The following is a 16,095-nucleotide window of genomic DNA, read 5'->3' as shown; positions in this document are numbered from 1 at the left end:
GGTGGCAGTCTGCAGAGCAGAAGAACAGAAAAGCCGTGAGCCGGAGGTGCGTTTCCCGTGGCGTCCAATGTCAATCCCACCGTCAGGCGGCGCCGACTGGGCCAGGAGTTGCGCAGGCTCCGCGAGCTGAAAGGCATGACCGCCGAAGAGGTCGCCGAACGCCTGCTGGTGTCCCAGTCGAAGATCAGCCGCCTTGAGAACGGCCGCCGTTCCATCAGCCAGCGCGACGTACGCGATCTGTGCGGGGTGTACGAGGTCGAGGACCACCGCATCGTCGATTCGCTGATGCAGATGGCCAAGGACTCCCGCCAGCAGGGCTGGTGGCACGCCTTCGGCGACATCCCGTACAGCGTCTACATCGGCCTGGAGACGGACGCCGCGAGCCTGCGCGTCTACGATCCGCAGGTCGTCCCGGGCCTGCTCCAGACCCCGCAGTACGCCGAGGCCCTCATCGCGGGGGCGCTCCCCGAGACAGCCCCGACCGACGTCGAGAAACGGGTGAACGTCCGGTTGCGACGGCAGGAGCGGGTACGGGCGGCGGAGAACCCCCTGCGGCTGTGGGTGGTCATCGACGAGGCGGCGCTGCGCCGCCGGGTCGGGGACAAGCAATTGATGATCGACCAGCTGGAGTTCCTCATCGAGCGGTCCCAGCTGCCCCATGTCACCGTGCAGGTACTGCCGTTCAGCATGGGCGCGCATCCGGGAATCAACGGCCAGTACGCGATTCTGGAATTTCCGGACGCCTCGGACTCCAGTGTCGTCTACATCGAGGGCGTCACCAGCGACCTTTACCTGGAAAAGGCCAATGATGTCCAGAAATACAGCGTGATGTACGAGCATTTGCGCGCACAGGCCCTGAATGTGGACCAGACCCGGGAATTCATTACCGGGATCGCGAAGGACTACGCCCGCGGCACGGCCGGCTGAGATCTGAAGCGCGGCACCGTACACCCCTCGCCCACCGCGATGGAAGGCCCGGCTGGAATATGCCATCCGGTCGAGTGAATGGCCGCCTCGCACCCCGGGACCTGCGAGTAGCGTCGATCACGCCAACGAAGAACGTTGGCCGAGAACGACCAACTGGCAAGAACCGGAGCTGACATGGCAATTCTTCAGGGCGCCACGGACACCTGGACCAAGTCCTCGTACTCCACCGGAAACGGCGCATGTGTCGAAGTCAAGTCCCCCGAGATGCACGCCATCGCCGTGCGGGACTCGAAAGTCACCGAGGGCCCCTCGATCGCCTTCGCCCCCGGCGCGTGGAACGCGTTCGTGGCCGAGGTGACCCGGGATTCCCTCAGCTGACCACCCACGACAGCCGACGTGATACCCGCACTACCGACAAGAGCCCTCTCGACTGGTCCGCCGTCCCGGCCGAGGGGGCTCGGCCATGTCCGCGGGCCCGGCCGCTACCGGAGTTCGTCCACGTAGCGGTCGGTGCCCGGCACGGTGGGAATGAACGGCGCCGCCAACTCCAGCCTCCCCAGGCCCGTTTCGGCGATCTCGGCATCCAGCCCCGTGAAGTGGTCCGCCCACACCTCCCTCGGATCCCGCTCCAGGAACCACAGCAGCGTGAGCCGGGTGCCGACGCCCTCGACCTGCTTCACGTACGTCATGCGGTCGCCCGGCAGCGGCGTCGGCCGGAACACCGTCACCATCGCGGCGGGCCCCCCGGCGAGCCGCTTCGGCAGCTGCCGCGAGCGCAGCCACTCCAGCAACTCGGCCCGTACGTCCGGGCTTTCGGCGTCGACGACCTCCAGGACGAGACCCGCGTACGGGTGGTCCAGGGCGTGGTAGTCGCGCGGCCCCGCCGCGCCGTCGCGGTAGACGGTCGCCTCGTGGTCCTGGAACGCGGTGAAGACGTGGGTGCGGTCCTGGTAGACGCGCCCGTCGCGGCCCAGCCGCTTGTTGATGCCGACGGTCCACTTCATGTGCTCGTCGTAGCGCCCGTCGGTGATCCAGTACGTCGAGAGGTAGCAGCCCGCGCCGACCGGCTGGGCGATCGCCGACTTCTCCGGGTAGCGCAGCTCCTGGAGTTCGCGGGTCGCCACCCAGCGGCGCCCCGCGTACATCCAGGGCATCGCCATCGCGCCGGCGTAGTAGTGGTCGTCCTCGTACCAGCGGTTGTACGCGTACTCATGGCCCGGGTGCGGCTCCACCATGGTGATCAGCGCGTGCCCCGGGCGCACCCCGTAGGGCCCCACCGAAGCCAGCTCCGCATACGCCTCGGGCCGTGTGTCCTCCGTCATGCCGCATCCCTTCCCTCCGCCACCGGACGGACTTACTCTGACGCCCCGTCAGAAGAAGTGCCAGAGCCGGGAGGCGACCGGATGTTGCTGAGTGGGAAGACCGTCATCGTGTCCGGGGTCGGGGCCGGGCTCGGGCACCAGGTCGCCGCGGCCGTCGTGCGCGACGGGGGCAACGCGGTGCTCGGCGCGCGCACCGAGGCCAACCTCGCGAAGTCGGCGGCCGAGATCGACCCGGGCGGCACCCACACCGCGCACGCACCGACCGACATCACCGACGAGGCGCAGTGCGAGGCGCTCGCGGAGCTCGCCGTGGAGCGCTTCGGCGGGATCGACGCGGTCGTCCACGTCGCCGCCTGGGACAGCTACTTCGGCGGCCTCCAGGACGCGGACTTCGCCACCTGGCAGCAGGTCATCGACGTCAACCTGCTCGGCACGCTGCGCATGACGCGGGCCTGCCTGCCCGCGCTCAAGGCGCGCGGCGGCTCCGTCGTCGTGATCGGCACGCAGTCGTCGGTGGCGGCGCCCTCACAGGTGTGGCAGGCGGCGTACGCGGCCTCGAAGGGGGCGCTGACCTCCGCGATGTACTCCATGGCGCGCGAGCTCGGGCCGGACCGGATCCGGGTCAACACGGTGCTGCCGGGCTGGATGTGGGGGCCGCCGGTGCAGGCGTACGTCCAGTTCACCGCGCACACCGAGGGCGTGCCCGAGGAGGAGGTGCTCGGGCGGCTCACCGAACGGATGGCCCTGCCGGAGCTGGCCACGGACGCGGACGTGGCGGAAGCCGTGATCTTCCTGGCCTCGGACCGGTCCCGCGCGATCACCGGCCAGTCGCTGCTGGTGAACGCGGGCGAGCTGATGAGGTAGGCGCGCCTCTCAACCCACGTACGGACAAGGCAGTTGGACCCGACTCTCTCGGCCGCACGGGACCCGCATCCCGTGCGGTCGTTCGCATGTGCAGGGAGCCCGACGGACCGAGCCTGACGAAGTGCCCTCATCGTGTGGCTCCCGCCACAGGCACGACAACACCCCCCGAAGCAAAGGGACAGCAAAATCGTTCGACTTTGTGATCCTCGTTCATATCTGTGACCGCGCGATGTCTTGACCACCCCTCCTATAACGGGTTCAATCCCCGAAGTCCCCGCTCCCGCACGGGGCGCCGCCGATCCGGACGTACTGACGAAGAGCATCCGAGTTCATGACGTTGCGCAGCGACGTTCACAAGGCGGACCCCTTGGAGGGGGCACATGAACAGTCTCGACTGGGCCGTACTCATCGGCTACTTCGGCGTGATGGTCGCGATCGGCGTCTGGTCCCACAAGCGGGTCGGCGATGTCTCCGACTTCTTCACCGCCGACGGCAGGATGCCGTGGTGGCTGTCCGGCATCTCGCACCACATGTCCGGCTACAGCGCGGTGATGTTCACCGGCTACGCGGGCATCGCCTACCAGTACGGCGTCACGTCCTTCGTGACCTGGTCCTTCCCGATCGCCGTCGGCATCGGCATCGGCGCCAAGCTCTTCGCGCCCCGGCTCAACCGGCTGCGCTCCAAGCTGCACGTGGCCTCCCCGCTCGAATACCTCAAGAACCGCTACAACGTCTCCACCCAGCAGGCCCTCGCCTGGTCCGGGCTGCTCCTGAAGATCGTCGACGTGGGTGCCAAGTGGGCCGCGATCGCGACCCTGTTGTCGGTGTTCACCGGCATCACGATCACCCAGGGCATCTTCATCACGGGCTGCATCACGGCGGTCTACTGCACGGTCGGCGGGCTGTGGGCGGACGCGCTCACGGAACTGGGCCAGTTCATCATCCAGTTGTTCGCCGGGCTCGCGATGCTGATCGCGGTCATGGGCAAGCTGGACGGCCTCTCCACGCTGTGGACGGTCTGGGACAAGCTGCCCAGCGGCCACGCGCACGCCACCGCGGGCCCGTACACCGTCACGTTCCTGCTGGCGTTCCTGTTCATCAAGACCTTCGAGTACAACGGCGGCATGTGGAACCAGGCCCAGCGCTACATGGCCACCGACTCGGCGCGCTCGGCGACCCGCTCGGCCCGGCTCTCCGCGGTCCTGTGGGCGGTCTGGCCGACGGTGCTCTTCTTCCCGATGTGGTGCGCGCCGCTGCTCGTCCACGCGAAGAAGCCGGACGGTTCGGACAGTTACGCCCTGATGACCGAGACGCTGCTGCCGCACGGCATGCTCGGCCTGGTCGTCGTCGGCTTCTTCTCGCACACCATGGCCATGTGCTCCTCGGACGCCAACGCCATCTCGGCCGTCTTCACCCGGGACATCATGCCGGTGCTCTCGAAGGCGGCCCGCTCCTGGAACGCGCGCGCGGGGCTCGTCGCCGCGCGCCTGTCGACGCTCGTGTTCCTCGGCCTGTCGATGACGATCGCGACGCAGGTCGACTCGCCCGCGTTCAAGGACATCATCACCGTCGTGATCAAGTGGGTGGCCGGTCTCATGGGCCCGATCGCGATCCCGTTCATGCTGGGCATGCTCAGGACTTTCCGCAGATCGGGACCGACAGCGGCGCTCACCAGCTGGGCGGCCGGGCTGCTCGCGTTCTTCTTCGTGAACTACGACCTGGACGGCTCGCAGAAGGCCGGTGTGGCGCTGCAGTGGCAGGTGTCGGTGCCGCTGGCGATCTCGCTCGTCCTGTACGTCCTGATCGGGCTGCTCAGGCCCGAGGACACCCCGGAGCGGGACGCGCTGCTCGCCCGCATCAACTCCGATGACGACGGCCCGGGTTCGGCATCGGCCGCGGCGTCCGTGCCGGCTCAGCCGGAGGCGGGGGAAGCGAAGGTGGCGACGGCGGACTGACCTTGGGTGGTACGGGTGCGACGGCCCGCCCCGGTCCCCTTGGCGCGGGTGTTCAGCCGATGATCTCGGGCCGGTCGGGGTAGGCGTCGTCGCGGTGCGGGCCCCAGCGCTCGTAACGGCCCTGCGAGTCGTCGTTCTGCGGCGGGCAGTGCTGGCCGTCGCCCTCGTTCTCGTCCATCACCATGGCGTCGACGGCCTGTTGGGCGTCCCCGGCGTCGTACGGCGGGAGGTCGCCCTCGCGGGCGGAGGGGGCGGTGAACGCGGGCTCCTCCTCGGACTGGACGTACTGCTGCTGACCGGAGTCGTCGGCCGGGGCCGCGAGCGAGGTGCCCGCGCCTGCGCCGAGCAGCACGAGGGCGACCAGCGGGGCCGTGATCCAGCGTGCCGACAGGCCGCGCGAGTACGCGGTGCGGGCTCTGGGGATGGGGGTCATGACGACGACCCTGGCGAACTCCCGCGTGCGCGCGCGAGGGACACGCGGCTCCGGAACCGGCCATCCGCCCGCACGAGTGGTTTCAGCCCCTCGGATAGCGCAGCAGCCAACCCGCCGTGTTGACGGCCGGACCGTGCAGCGCGGGGCCCTGCGTCATCTCCATCGCGAAGTCGTCGGCGAGTTCGAGCAGGGTGGATCTTCCTTCGAGCTGGGCGAGCCAGGCCGGCGGCAGCGCGGTCTCGCCGTGCATCGCGCCGAGCAGGCTGCCGCAGACGGTGCCGGTGGCCTCCGAGGGCCCGTCGTGGTTGACCGAGAGCAGCAGGCCGTGCCGGATGTCCTCGCCGACCAGCGCGCAGTACACGCCGATCGCCAGCGCCTCGGGGGCGGTGTGCCCGGTGCCGAGGGTGGCGACCAGGCCCGGGCTCGGCATGCCCTGCCGTACCGCGCCGAGCGCGTGCTTGAGCGCCTCGGTGACCGGCTGGTGCCCGGGGCGCACGGCGAGCTGAGCAAGCGCCCGCTGGACGGCGCCGTCCATGGACTCGCCGCGCGCGAGCCCGTGCACGACGACGGCGAGCGCGCCCGCCGACAGGTAGGCCGCCGGGTCGCCGTGGGTCTGTGCCGCGCACTCGACGGCGAGCTGGAGCACCAACTGCGGCTCCCAGCCGACCAGGAGGCCGAAGGGCGCGGACCGGGTGAGCGCGGCCGGGTCGTCGGCGCCGGGGTTCTTGGGCTGTTCCAGGGTGCCCATGACGTCGTCGCCGAGCCCTACGAGGCAGGCCTTGGCGGGGTCGCGGCGGGCGTACAGCCACTCCTCGCGCGCCAGCCAGCCGTTGTCCTCTCGGCGCTCGTCGGGCCCCCAGTCGCGCTGGGTCGCGGCCCACCGCAGATGCGCCCGGTGCACATCGGTGGGCGGGTGCCAGGCACCGGTGTCGCGGCGCACCTGGGCGCGTATGAGCCCGTCGACGGTGAACAGGGTGAGCTGGGTGGCCGCGCTCACCGCGCCCGCGCGGCCGTACGCGGGGACGAGGTCGCCCAGGGCGTCCATGCCGTGCCGCTCGCGGATCTCGGCCAGGGCGAGCCCCGCGACGCCCGCGCCGAGCGTGTCCCCGATCGCCCCGCCGAGCAGACAACCCCGTACCCGGCTGCGGAAGTCCTGCTGTTCGGCACGGCCCCAGACGGGTGCGGTGGCTCCGGCTGCTGCGCTCATGCGGCAGCACGGTACCTGAACGGATGCGGCCGTTTAAGAGGGCAAATTGACCGACCCTGCGCGGGCGGGGTCCGCCGGGGTGGTCAAGGTCTGGGCGTCGGCCCCGGCTCCGGCGGGACGCCCGGGTACGCCGGGTCGCCCTCGTCCGCCGGGAGCGGGCCGCGCGGGATGCCCTGGGCGGCGCCCGCCTGCGCGGCCCGCGCCAGGTCCGCCAGGGCCTCTTCCTCGCGGCCCTGGGCCCGGTGCAGCCGGGCCCGCTGCTGGTACGCCCACACATAGCCCGGCACCAGGGCGACCGCCCGGTCCAGGTCGGCCAGCGCCTCGGGGACGCGCCCCAGTTCCGCGAGGGCGACCGCCCGGCTGCCCAGCGCCCACGCGTACCCGGGGTCGAGCGCGAGCGCCCGCCCGTACGCGGTGACGGCCTCCTCGTAGCGCCCCGCGAACCGGTACACGTCGCCGCGCTCTCCGAGCACCCACGCCCACGACGGCGAGAGCCGCTCGGCGCGGTCGAGGTCGGCGAGCGCGCCCTCGGTGTCGCCGAGCAGGCCCCGCACATGGGCCCGGCGCACCAGCGCCCAGCCGTAGTCGGGGTCGATGAGCAGCGCCCGGTCGAAGTCTTCCAACGCCTCGGCCGGACGGCCGAGTTGGGCTCTGGCCTGGCCCCGGCTGCCCAGGACGAGCGTGTCCGCGGGGTCGAGCGCGAGGGCCCGGCCGAGTTCGGCGACGGCCTCCTCGTAGCGGCCCGCGCGCCGGTGGGTCTCGCCGCGCTCGCGGGGTGCGCGCGGGCGGCCCGGCTCCAGCTCTTCGAGCCGGTCGAGGTCGGCGAGGGCGGCCGCGTAGTCGCCGACGGCCCGGTGGGCGACGGCCCGCCCGTGGTGGGCGTCCGCGCTGGACGCGTCGAGCGTGAGCGCGCGCCGGTAGTCCGCGAGGGAGTCCTCGTACGCCTCGGCCCTGAAGTAGCCCCAGGCTCGGGCGATGTGCACGGCGACCCGGTCCTCGTCGGTGAGTTCGGGGCGGGCGAGCATCATGCCGAGGACGTCTATGGCGTGGCGGCGCTCGGCGTCCAGCGCCGCGAGGCAGGCGGCGCCCCACTTGCGCAGCGGCTCGCGGTTGGCGTCCTCGCCGGCTTCGGCGATCACCCGCGCCCAGCGCCGCGCGGTGACCGTGCCCTGGCGGCAGGCCTCGATGCCGTCGCGCAGTACGTCCCCGAACGCGCCGGTCGGGTGGGCGCACAGCCGGTGGTAGAGCTCTTCGAGGCGTGGCTCGCGCCAGCTCTCGTCGCGCCAGCGCCCGTCGCCGGCCGCGGCCCGCTCCTGCGCGTACCAGGCGGCGAGCCGCTCGTGCCCGGCCCGCCAGCGCTGCGGCGACGCGGTGCGCTGGAGGCGCTGCATGGGGGCGCGGACGACGTCGTGGTACTTGATGCGGCCGCCCTGATCCCGAACGAAGGGGAGCGAGCGCAGCCAGTCGAAGAGCCCGGCCGCGTCCCCGCTGACGGCCGCCCGGAACACGTCCTCGTCGAGCCGGCGCGGCAGCGCGCCTTCGAGCGCGGCGGACCGGCGCACCGGGTCGGGCTCCCACTTCAGGAACCGTTCCACCGCCGTGGCGCTGGGGTCGCCGATGTCGCCCGGCGTCGCGGGCCGGCTCCCGGCGAGGGTGCTGACGAGCACGGGAAGCCGCCCGGAAAGGCGCAGCACATCGCGTACGACGTCCTCCTCCAACACCCCTTTGCTGGCGAGGAGTTGGCGAGCCTCCTCCTCGGTGAAGGGGTCGAGCGGAAGGTCGGCGACGTAGTCCGCGGCGGCGGGCCAGTGCAGGGGGTCGGGCCGGCCCTGGCCGGACAGGGTGAGCACCGTGTTGGCGGGCAGCCCGCCGTACCGGTCGGTGGTGACCAGATCGCGCAGCCAGCCGTCCAGGAACGCACCCGTGCGCTCATACGTGTCGAAGAAGAGAACCACCCACGGAACATGGGCCGCCACCCGGCCGAGCTCCTCGACGAAGACGGGGGTGAGCACGCGCAGCGGGTCGAGGACGAGCTGCACGTCCTCCTGCCGGCCGAGCCGGGCACTGAGCGTGGCCCTCAACCGCTCGGCGCCTTCTGCCAGTTGGACCGGGTCGACGGCGGAGGCGAGTGCCCCGACCCCGGGTACGAGGCCCACCCCGGCGAGCCCCGCCTGGGCCGCGACGACCGCTCCGGCCGAGGGGCCCGAGCCTGCCCCGGCCCCGGCCGCCTCGGCCTCGTAGCGGCGCTGGCGGTAGGTGGCCAGGATCTTGTCGAGCGCCTTGAGCGGCCACCCCTGCCGGGCGAACCGCGCACTGATCGCGCCGAGCGCCTCGGGGACGCTGTCGACGCCCTCGTCGGTGTAGGCGGTCAGCGCCCCGCGCTCCAGGGCGGCCTGCTCCAACTCCCGTACGAGAAAGGTCTTTCCGACCCCTGCGTTGCCGTGCACGCGGAAGACGAACCGGTGCCGCTCGTCGTCGACGGGAACGTCGAAGTTCCGCTGGAATTCGGCTAGTTCGTCCCGCCGCCCCACGAACCCGGCGCGCTTGCGGCGTCGGATGAGCTCCTGCATCGAAGGCTGCACGCCTCCCACCACTCCCCCCAACCCCCGTCAGCCGAGACCGAGATACTCCCCGGGGTCGACCATATCGGGCAGCGCCAGAGTGCCGTGGGGCCGCAGCCCATGGAGATAGACGGCGACATGCCGCGCGGCGAGCGCGCCCGCCGCCTCGCGCGGCAGATGCGGCATGGGCCGGCAGGCCATCGCCGCCGCCCCGACCAGGTCGAACGCCGTGATGTCGGCCCGCAGCACCCCTTCGCCCCGCCCCTCGGCGAGCACCTCCTCCAACGCGCCCAGAATCGCCCGCTGAAGCTTCCGTACGCGGGGGTCGCGCACGACGGGTCCCCCGACGAGCGGCAGGGCGAGCCGCTCCCGCTGCTCGACGACCCGCCGGAACGTCTCGTCCAGCACGACCGCAGCACCACCCCCACCCGCACGAGCCGCCTCGACGACTGCGAGAACCGTCTCGAACCCCTCCAGGGCGACGTCCGTGATGAGCGCGTCCCGGTCGGGGAAGCGCCGGTAGAGCGTCCCGATGCCGACCCCGGCCCGCCGGGCGATGTCGTCGAGGGCGACGGCCGTGCCCTGCTCACGGAACAGCTCCCGGGCCGCGGCCAGGATCTTCTCCCGGTTCCGCCGGGCATCGGCACGCAGTCCTGTCATGCGGACCATGCTAGGCGCGGCAAGCTAAATGGAGCTTTTCCTCCAGATAAAGCGTACGGTGGAACAGCCAGCCACCGGCACACCCGCCGCTGATCGGAAAGGCACGCCCATGCCCGCTAGGCCCGAGGACCGCTTCTTCGTACTCAAGCCGGGCGAGACCCGCCCCACCCGCGTCCCGCTGCCACCCGGCTTCGGCGTGAAGGTCACCACCACCGACAGCCAGGGCCGCCTGGCCGTCCTGGAGAACCGCCTGGATGTCGACATCCCGCCCCATGTCCACGAGCTGATGGACGAGTTCGTGTACGTCCTTGAGGGCGAGATGGAGATCGACTACCGGGGCACGACGCACCGCCTGACCGCAGGCATGTCGGCCCTGCTCCCCCACGGCGTCCCGCACGCCATGCGCAACGCCTCGAACCCCCCGGTCCGCGCCCTGCAGATCTCGACCCCGGGCGGCTGGGACCGCTTCGTGGAGGACATGTTCGAAGCGGGCCCGGCCGTGCGCACCCCCGAGGGCGCGATGGATCTGGAGAAGGTCAACGCGCTGGGGGAGAAGTACGGGATGCGGTACACGCGGGGGACGATGGCGCTGGACTAGTCGCCGACCACCGGCAGCAGCTCCGGCAGATGCCCGTCCGAGGCATGGGCCGCGCGGACCCGCTCCTCGGGCACCTCCCCGTACAGCGTCGTGCGCGGGCGGGACGGGCGGCCCGCCGCGTCCGCGATGGCCACCAGGTCCTTGATCGAGCGGTACGAGCCGTAACTGGAGCCCGCCATACGGGAGATGGTCTCCTCCATCAGCGTGCCGCCCAGGTCGTTCGCGCCCGAGCGCAGCATCTGTGCCGCGCCCTCCTGGCCCAGCTTCACCCAGCTGGTCTGGATGTTGGGGATGTGCGGGTGGAGGAGCAGGCGGGCCATGGCCGTGACCGCCCTGTTGTCCCTTGCCGTCGGACCCGGGCGTGCGATGCCCGCCAGGTACACCGGGGCGTTCGTGTGGATGAAGGGGAGGGTCACGAACTCCGTAAAGCCGCCGGTCTCCTGCTGGATGCGGGCCAGCGTGCGGAAGTGGCCCAGCCAGTGGCGGGGCTGGTCCACATGGCCGTACATCATCGTGGAGGAGGAGCGGATGCCCAGTTCGTGGGCCGTGCGAACCACCTCGACCCAGGTGGCCGTCGGGAGTTTGCCCTTGGTCAGGATCCAGCGCACCTCGTCGTCCAGGATCTCCGCCGCCGTGCCCGGGATCGAGTCCAGGCCGGCCGCCTTCGCCTCGGTCAGCCACTCGCGGATCGACATGCCGGTGCGGGTCGCCCCGTTCACGACCTCCATCGGCGAGAAGGCGTGGACGTGCATACCGGGGACCCGCTCCTTCACCGCCTTCGCGATGTCGAAGTAGGCCGTGCCCGGCAGGTCGGGGTGGATGCCGCCCTGCATGCAGACCTCGACCGCCCCCACGTCCCAGGCCTGTTCGGCCCGGTCCGCCACCTGGGACAGGGACAGCGTGTACGCGTCCGCGTCCGTGCGGCGCTGCGCGAAGGCGCAGAAGCGGCAGCCCGTGTAGCAGACGTTGGTGAAGTTGATGTTCCGCGTGACGATGTACGTCACGTCGTCGCCGACCATCGACTTGCGCACGTCGTCCGCCACCCGGCACAGCGCGTCCAGCGCCTCGCCGTCCGCGTGCAGCAGCGCGAGCGCCTCCGCGTCGGTCAGCTTCGTCGGGTCGTCGGCGGCCACCGAGAGCGCCTGGCGTACGTCCGCGTCGATGCGGGACGGCACCATGCCCGGGGCCGCCGCCTCGCGCAGCGCACCCCAGTCGCCGTACACCGAGTCGAAGTCCTCGCGGCGGTCGCCGGTGCGGCCCTCGGTGTCGATGGTGCGGTGGAGGTCCGTACGGCCGGACGCCGCGAAACCCTCGTCGGGCTCCTGCCACGGGAGGCCGCGCACCTCGGCCGACTCGTTCGCCAGGCCCGTCTCCGGGTCCGCGAGCGCGCGGACGTGCGGCAGCAGCCGGGGGTCGAGCCACGGCTCGCCGCGCTGCACGAACTCCGGGTAGATGCACAGCCGTTCCCGGAGAGAGAAGCCCGCCTCCTTCGAACGATCCGCCAGTTCGTCGATCTGCGGCCACGGACGCTCGGGATTCACATGGTCGATGGTGACCGGGGACACCCCTCCCCAGTCGTCGATCCCCGCGCCGATCAGCCGCCCGTACTCCCCCGCGACCAGGTTCGGCGGCGCCTGCAGACATGCAGCCGGGCCCATGATGTGCCGGGCGACGGCGACCGTCGCCACCAGGTCGTCGAGCTCGGCGTCCGGCATGCCGCGCATCGCCGTGTCCGGCTTGGCGCGGAAGTTCTGGATGATCAGCTCCTGGATGCCGTGGTACGAGCGCGACACGCGGCGCAGCGCGAACAACGACTCCGCGCGCTCCTCGTACGTCTCGCCGATGCCTATGAGCAGCCCGCTGGTGAACGGCACCGACGAGCGCCCCGCGTCCTCCAACACCCGCAGCCGCACGGCCGGTTCCTTGTCCGGGGAGCCGTAGTGCGGGCCGCCCGGCTCGGACCACAGCCGGGTCGCGGTCGTCTCCAGCATCATGCCCATGGACGGGGCGACCGGCTTCAGGCGCTGGAAGTCCGTCCACGACAGGACGCCCGGGTTGAGGTGCGGGAGCAGCCCCGTCTCCTCCAGGATGCGGATCGCCATGGCGCGTACGTACGCGATCGTGTCGTCGTAGCCGTGCGCGTCGAGCCACTCGCGCGCCTCGGGCCAGCGGTCCTCGGGCTTGTCGCCGAGGGTGATCAGGGCTTCCTTGCAGCCGAGTTCGGCGCCCTTGCGCGCGATGTCGAGCACCTCGTCGGGGGACATGAACATGCCGTGCCCGGCCCGGCGCAGCTTGCCGGGCACGGTGACGAAGGTGCAGTAGTGGCACTTGTCCCGGCACAGCCGGGTGAGCGGGATGAACACGCTCTTCGAGTACGTGATGATCCCGGGCCGGCCCGCCGCCTCCAGGCCCGCGTCGCGGACCCGGGCGGCCGATGCGGTGAGGTCGTCGAGGTCGTCGCCGCGGGCCTGGAGCAGCACGGCGGCCTCGGCGACATCGAGCGCGACGCCGTCCCTGGCACGTTTCAGCGCACGCCGCATCGAGTTGGCGGTCGGTGCGGCGGACTGCTGTGAGGCAGGGCCCGGTCCTTCTGCCTGCGGGGGCTGCGTGCTGGAAGTCATCCACCGAGCATACGAGCGTGCGCTCGTCCCGGGACCATGGGCGTCGTCACCAGCCCCCGGGATCAAGCCGCCGTACATTTCCGGCCGTTCTGCGCGAAAGGGCGGCGCTACGCAGCGCGTCCGCGCCGATACTGGGGGTCGCTCCGGGCCCGAGCGGCGACACCCGTGCACGTTCCGTACAAGTTCGACGAACTGGGATGGGACCGACGTGACTTCAAAGGGTTCAAAGGGACAGCAGCCGACCGCCGTGGTGAGCCTCTACCCGGAGCTGGACGAAGGCGCACTCGTACAGGTCGTGCAGGCGCTGCGCACCGGCGACACCTCCAAGCTCGCCCCCGCGCGGGCGGCCGAGGTGGCCGAGACGCGGGAGGCGACGACCTTCCTGGACGGCGTGAAAGTACCGGTCGAGGAGGGCGTCGAGCTCGACGCCGCGTTGTGGCTGCACAACGGCGAGGGGCCGCACCCGCTGATCGTGATGCCCTCGCCGTGGGCCAAGCAGGGCTGGACCGTCTACACCGTGCAGGCGATGCGCTTCGCCCGCCGCGGCTACCACGTCCTCGCCTACACGACGCGGGGCTTCGGCGAGTCCGGCGGCGAGGTCGAGGTGGCCGGCGAGAAGGACATCGCGGACGGCATCAAGGCCCTGGACTACCTCATCTCCCAGGTGGGCGGCCCGGATTCGGCCGGCCGGATCGGTTTCCTCGGCGACTCCTACGGCTCCGGCATCAGCCAGCTGGTCGCCGCCGAGGACTCCCGCGTGCACGCCGTGGTCGCGCTCAGCACCTGGGGCGACCTGGGCGAGGCGTTCTACGAGAACGACACCCGGCACGTGGCCGCCGTCCGGACGCTGCTCGGCGCCGCCGCCACGGCCAGGCTCAGCGAGCGCACCCAGAAGGCCTTCGACGACGTGCTGGCCAACGAGAACGTCGAGGAGACGCTGAAGTGGGCGGCCAAGCGCTCGCCCTACCGTCGCGTCGGCAAGCTCAACGAGCGCGAGGTGCCGGTCCTCTTCGCGCAGGCCTGGCACGAGACGCTGTTCCCGGGCAACCAGACGCTGAAGATGTTCAACGCGCTGAGCGGCCCCAAGCGGCTGCTGTGGTCGATCGGCGACCACTCGGGTCCCGAGATGACCGGCATGGTGGGGCTGCCCAACCGGATCTGGCAGGAGGCGCACCGCTGGTTCGACCGCCACCTGCTCGAAGCGAACGGCGACGAGGCCGCGGCCGCCGCGTTCGACTCCGAGTCCGGCGCCGAGGACCAGGTCGTCAGCGAGATCATGTGGGGCCGGGCCCTGGAGTCGCGCGCGACCTGGCACGCGGCGACCGGCAACCCCGAGCGCTTCTACCTCACCGGCCCCTCCGAGGGCGCCAAGGACGGCGGGCTCCTCGACAAGCCCACCAACGGCTGGCACACCACGTTCACCACCGGAACGGACACCCCGGCCACCGTCGCGGACCGGATCATCTTCACCGGGTACGCCGAACTGGCGGGGCTCCCCAAGGCGTACCGGACGGGGAAGATCGACCGGAACGCGGCCGGGGTGTGGACGAGCGCGCCCCTGCCCTCCCGGCACCAGCTGCGCGGCGTGCCGAGGCTGCGCCTGACGGTCGCGCCGAGCGCGCCGGACACGACGTTCGTGGCGTACCTCTTCGACGTCAACGCGCTCGGGATCGCCCGCATCATCACGCACGCGCCGTACACGCTGCTCGGCGGCACCCCGAAGACGCCGGCCACGGTCGACATCGCGCTCCAGGTCACCGGGTACGACGTGAGGGCCGGGCACCGCCTGATGCTCGTCGTGGACTCGGTGGACCCGTTCTACGGCGAGCCCGCCGGGACCCCCGGCACGATCACGATCACCTCGCCCGACGAGGACCCGTCGTACCTGGACATCCCGCTGAGCTGAGCCGAGCGGCCCGGGGGCGGCTCACGGGCCGCCCCCACTTCCCGCTGTTCCCTCTTACAGATACGAGGCGTACTCGTCCAGGACCTTGAGCACCCCGGCCTCGTCGGCGGGCGGCAGCTGGAGGACGACCTCCTCGATGCCGAGCTCCGCGTAGTGGGCGAGCTTGCCGGGGGCCGGGAGCACGGCGTACGGGACGATCTGAAGGTCCCGCACGTCCCGCCCGGCGTCCTCCCAGGCCCGGCGGAGCACCGGCAGCGACTCGGCGAGGCCGCGCCCTCCGATCGGCAGCCAGCCGTCGGCGTACTCGGCGATGGCGGCGAACAGCTTGGGTCCCGCGGCCCCGCCGATGAGCGTGCGGGGCGCGCCGTTGCGGGCGGGCTTGGGGAAGGCGTACGAGGCCTTCACCGACCCGAACTCGCCCTCGTGGTCGGTCGGTTGATCGGCCCACAGGGCACGCATCAGAGCCATCCGGTCGCGGACGAGTTCACGCCGGGTCGCCCACTCGACGCCGTGGTCGGCGGCCTCCTCCTTGTTCCAGCCGTAGCCGAGCCCGAGCGTGAAGCGGCCGCCGGAGAGGTGGTCGAGGGTGGCGATCTGCTTGGCGAGGTCGATCGGGTCGCGCTGGGCGACGAGCGTGATCCCGGTGCCGAGGCCGAGGTTGCCGGTCACCGCCGAGGCCTGGCCGAGCGCGACGAACGGGTCCAGGGTGCGCCCGTACTCCGGCGGCAGCTCACCGCCCGCCGGGTAGGGGGTGACCCGCTCCACGGGGATGTGGGTGTGCTCGGGCAGGTAGAGCCCGGAGAACCCGCGCTCCTCCAGCTCACGGGCGAGGCGTACGGGGGTGATCGTCTGATCGGTCAGGAAGATGGTGACGGCGATGCGCATCGGCATACCTTCCGGTCGGTCTGCGGTGGAGATCACTTCCTATCCTCAGCGGGGCGAGGCCGCAAGGGATGCTCAACTCCCCGACTCCCCGCGTTCACACGGGGGTACGACAGTGGGCGGGCACCCCCTTCCGCCCACCCGAACCATCTCGACTCG

General features: G+C 71.5%; 13 protein-coding genes. 6 read left to right on the top strand and 7 right to left on the bottom strand.

Annotated features, from left to right (window positions below; translation table 11 throughout):
* Positions 1-57: 57 nt before the first annotated feature.
* Both ACSHXC_RS22420 and ACSHXC_RS22415 read left to right on the top strand, forming a co-directional pair.
* Entirely contained in the window at positions 58-927 is an 870-nt protein-coding gene (locus tag ACSHXC_RS22420) for a helix-turn-helix domain-containing protein (protein WP_053727303.1), read from the top strand.
* Positions 928-1,101: 174 nt separating this feature from the next.
* On the top strand, positions 1,102-1,305 hold the full coding sequence (locus ACSHXC_RS22415) for a DUF397 domain-containing protein (protein ID WP_189961619.1): 204 nt from the start codon (positions 1,102-1,104) through the stop codon (positions 1,303-1,305).
* Between the two features lie 104 nt (positions 1,306-1,409).
* Here the strand turns inward: ACSHXC_RS22415 and ACSHXC_RS22410 are convergent, their stop codons facing one another.
* A complete protein-coding gene (locus ACSHXC_RS22410; protein ID WP_438293305.1) occupies positions 1,410-2,249 on the bottom strand; it encodes a hypothetical protein in 840 nt (279 codons plus the stop codon).
* An 81-nt stretch (positions 2,250-2,330) separates the two neighbouring features.
* Here ACSHXC_RS22410 and ACSHXC_RS22405 point away from each other — a divergent pair, with 81 nt between their 5' ends.
* Positions 2,331-3,113 carry an SDR family oxidoreductase gene (locus ACSHXC_RS22405; protein ID WP_438293304.1) on the top strand — a complete coding sequence of 261 codons (783 nt, stop codon included), beginning with the start codon at positions 2,331-2,333 and terminating at the stop codon, positions 3,111-3,113.
* Between the two features lie 380 nt (positions 3,114-3,493).
* The gene (locus ACSHXC_RS22400) at positions 3,494-5,068 is read left to right on the top strand and encodes a sodium:solute symporter family protein (protein WP_438293303.1); all 1,575 of its coding nucleotides are present in this window, start codon (positions 3,494-3,496) and stop codon (positions 5,066-5,068) included.
* A gap of 52 nt (positions 5,069-5,120) precedes the next feature.
* On the opposite strand, the gene ACSHXC_RS22395 is transcribed toward ACSHXC_RS22400, so the two are convergent.
* The 4 genes from ACSHXC_RS22395 to ACSHXC_RS22380 form a co-directional block, all read right to left on the bottom strand.
* Positions 5,121-5,501: a hypothetical protein gene (locus ACSHXC_RS22395; protein ID WP_438293302.1), complete on the bottom strand. Its 381-nt coding sequence runs from the start codon at positions 5,499-5,501 to the stop codon at positions 5,121-5,123.
* 82 nt (positions 5,502-5,583) lie between these two features.
* The gene (locus ACSHXC_RS22390; RefSeq protein ID WP_438293301.1) at positions 5,584-6,708 is read right to left on the bottom strand and encodes an ADP-ribosylglycohydrolase family protein; all 1,125 of its coding nucleotides are present in this window, start codon (positions 6,706-6,708) and stop codon (positions 5,584-5,586) included.
* 83 nt (positions 6,709-6,791) lie between these two features.
* Positions 6,792-9,290, bottom strand: coding sequence for a tetratricopeptide repeat protein (locus ACSHXC_RS22385; protein ID WP_438293300.1), 2,499 nt, complete (start codon positions 9,288-9,290; stop codon positions 6,792-6,794).
* 27 nt (positions 9,291-9,317) lie between these two features.
* Positions 9,318-9,929 carry a TetR/AcrR family transcriptional regulator gene (locus ACSHXC_RS22380; protein ID WP_438293299.1) on the bottom strand — a complete coding sequence of 204 codons (612 nt, stop codon included), beginning with the start codon at positions 9,927-9,929 and terminating at the stop codon, positions 9,318-9,320.
* Positions 9,930-10,038: 109 nt separating this feature from the next.
* Here ACSHXC_RS22380 and ACSHXC_RS22375 point away from each other — a divergent pair, with 109 nt between their 5' ends.
* Positions 10,039-10,527 (top strand): cupin domain-containing protein, encoded by a 489-nt coding sequence (locus tag ACSHXC_RS22375; RefSeq protein ID WP_438293298.1) that lies wholly within the window; start codon positions 10,039-10,041, stop codon positions 10,525-10,527.
* Here ACSHXC_RS22375 and ACSHXC_RS22370 read toward each other — a convergent pair.
* Positions 10,524-13,148, bottom strand: coding sequence for a bifunctional FO biosynthesis protein CofGH (locus tag ACSHXC_RS22370; RefSeq protein ID WP_438293297.1), 2,625 nt, complete (start codon positions 13,146-13,148; stop codon positions 10,524-10,526). The two genes, ACSHXC_RS22375 and ACSHXC_RS22370, sit on opposite strands and share 4 nt — an antisense overlap.
* Positions 13,149-13,356: 208 nt before the next feature.
* Here ACSHXC_RS22370 and ACSHXC_RS22365 point away from each other — a divergent pair, with 208 nt between their 5' ends.
* Positions 13,357-15,054 (top strand): CocE/NonD family hydrolase, encoded by a 1,698-nt coding sequence (locus ACSHXC_RS22365; RefSeq protein ID WP_438293296.1) that lies wholly within the window; start codon positions 13,357-13,359, stop codon positions 15,052-15,054.
* Positions 15,055-15,108: 54 nt separating this feature from the next.
* Here ACSHXC_RS22365 and ACSHXC_RS22360 read toward each other — a convergent pair whose 3' ends face one another.
* Positions 15,109-15,939, bottom strand: coding sequence for a TIGR03619 family F420-dependent LLM class oxidoreductase (locus ACSHXC_RS22360; protein WP_438293295.1), 831 nt, complete (start codon positions 15,937-15,939; stop codon positions 15,109-15,111).
* Positions 15,940-16,095: the final 156 nt, after the last annotated feature.

This window comes from Streptomyces sp. HUAS TT7, assembly GCF_051550175.1.
Lineage (GTDB): Bacteria > Actinomycetota > Actinomycetes > Streptomycetales > Streptomycetaceae > Streptomyces.
The sequence above is the reverse complement of the archived record's forward strand: the minus strand, read 5'-3'. Positions and strand labels throughout refer to the sequence as shown.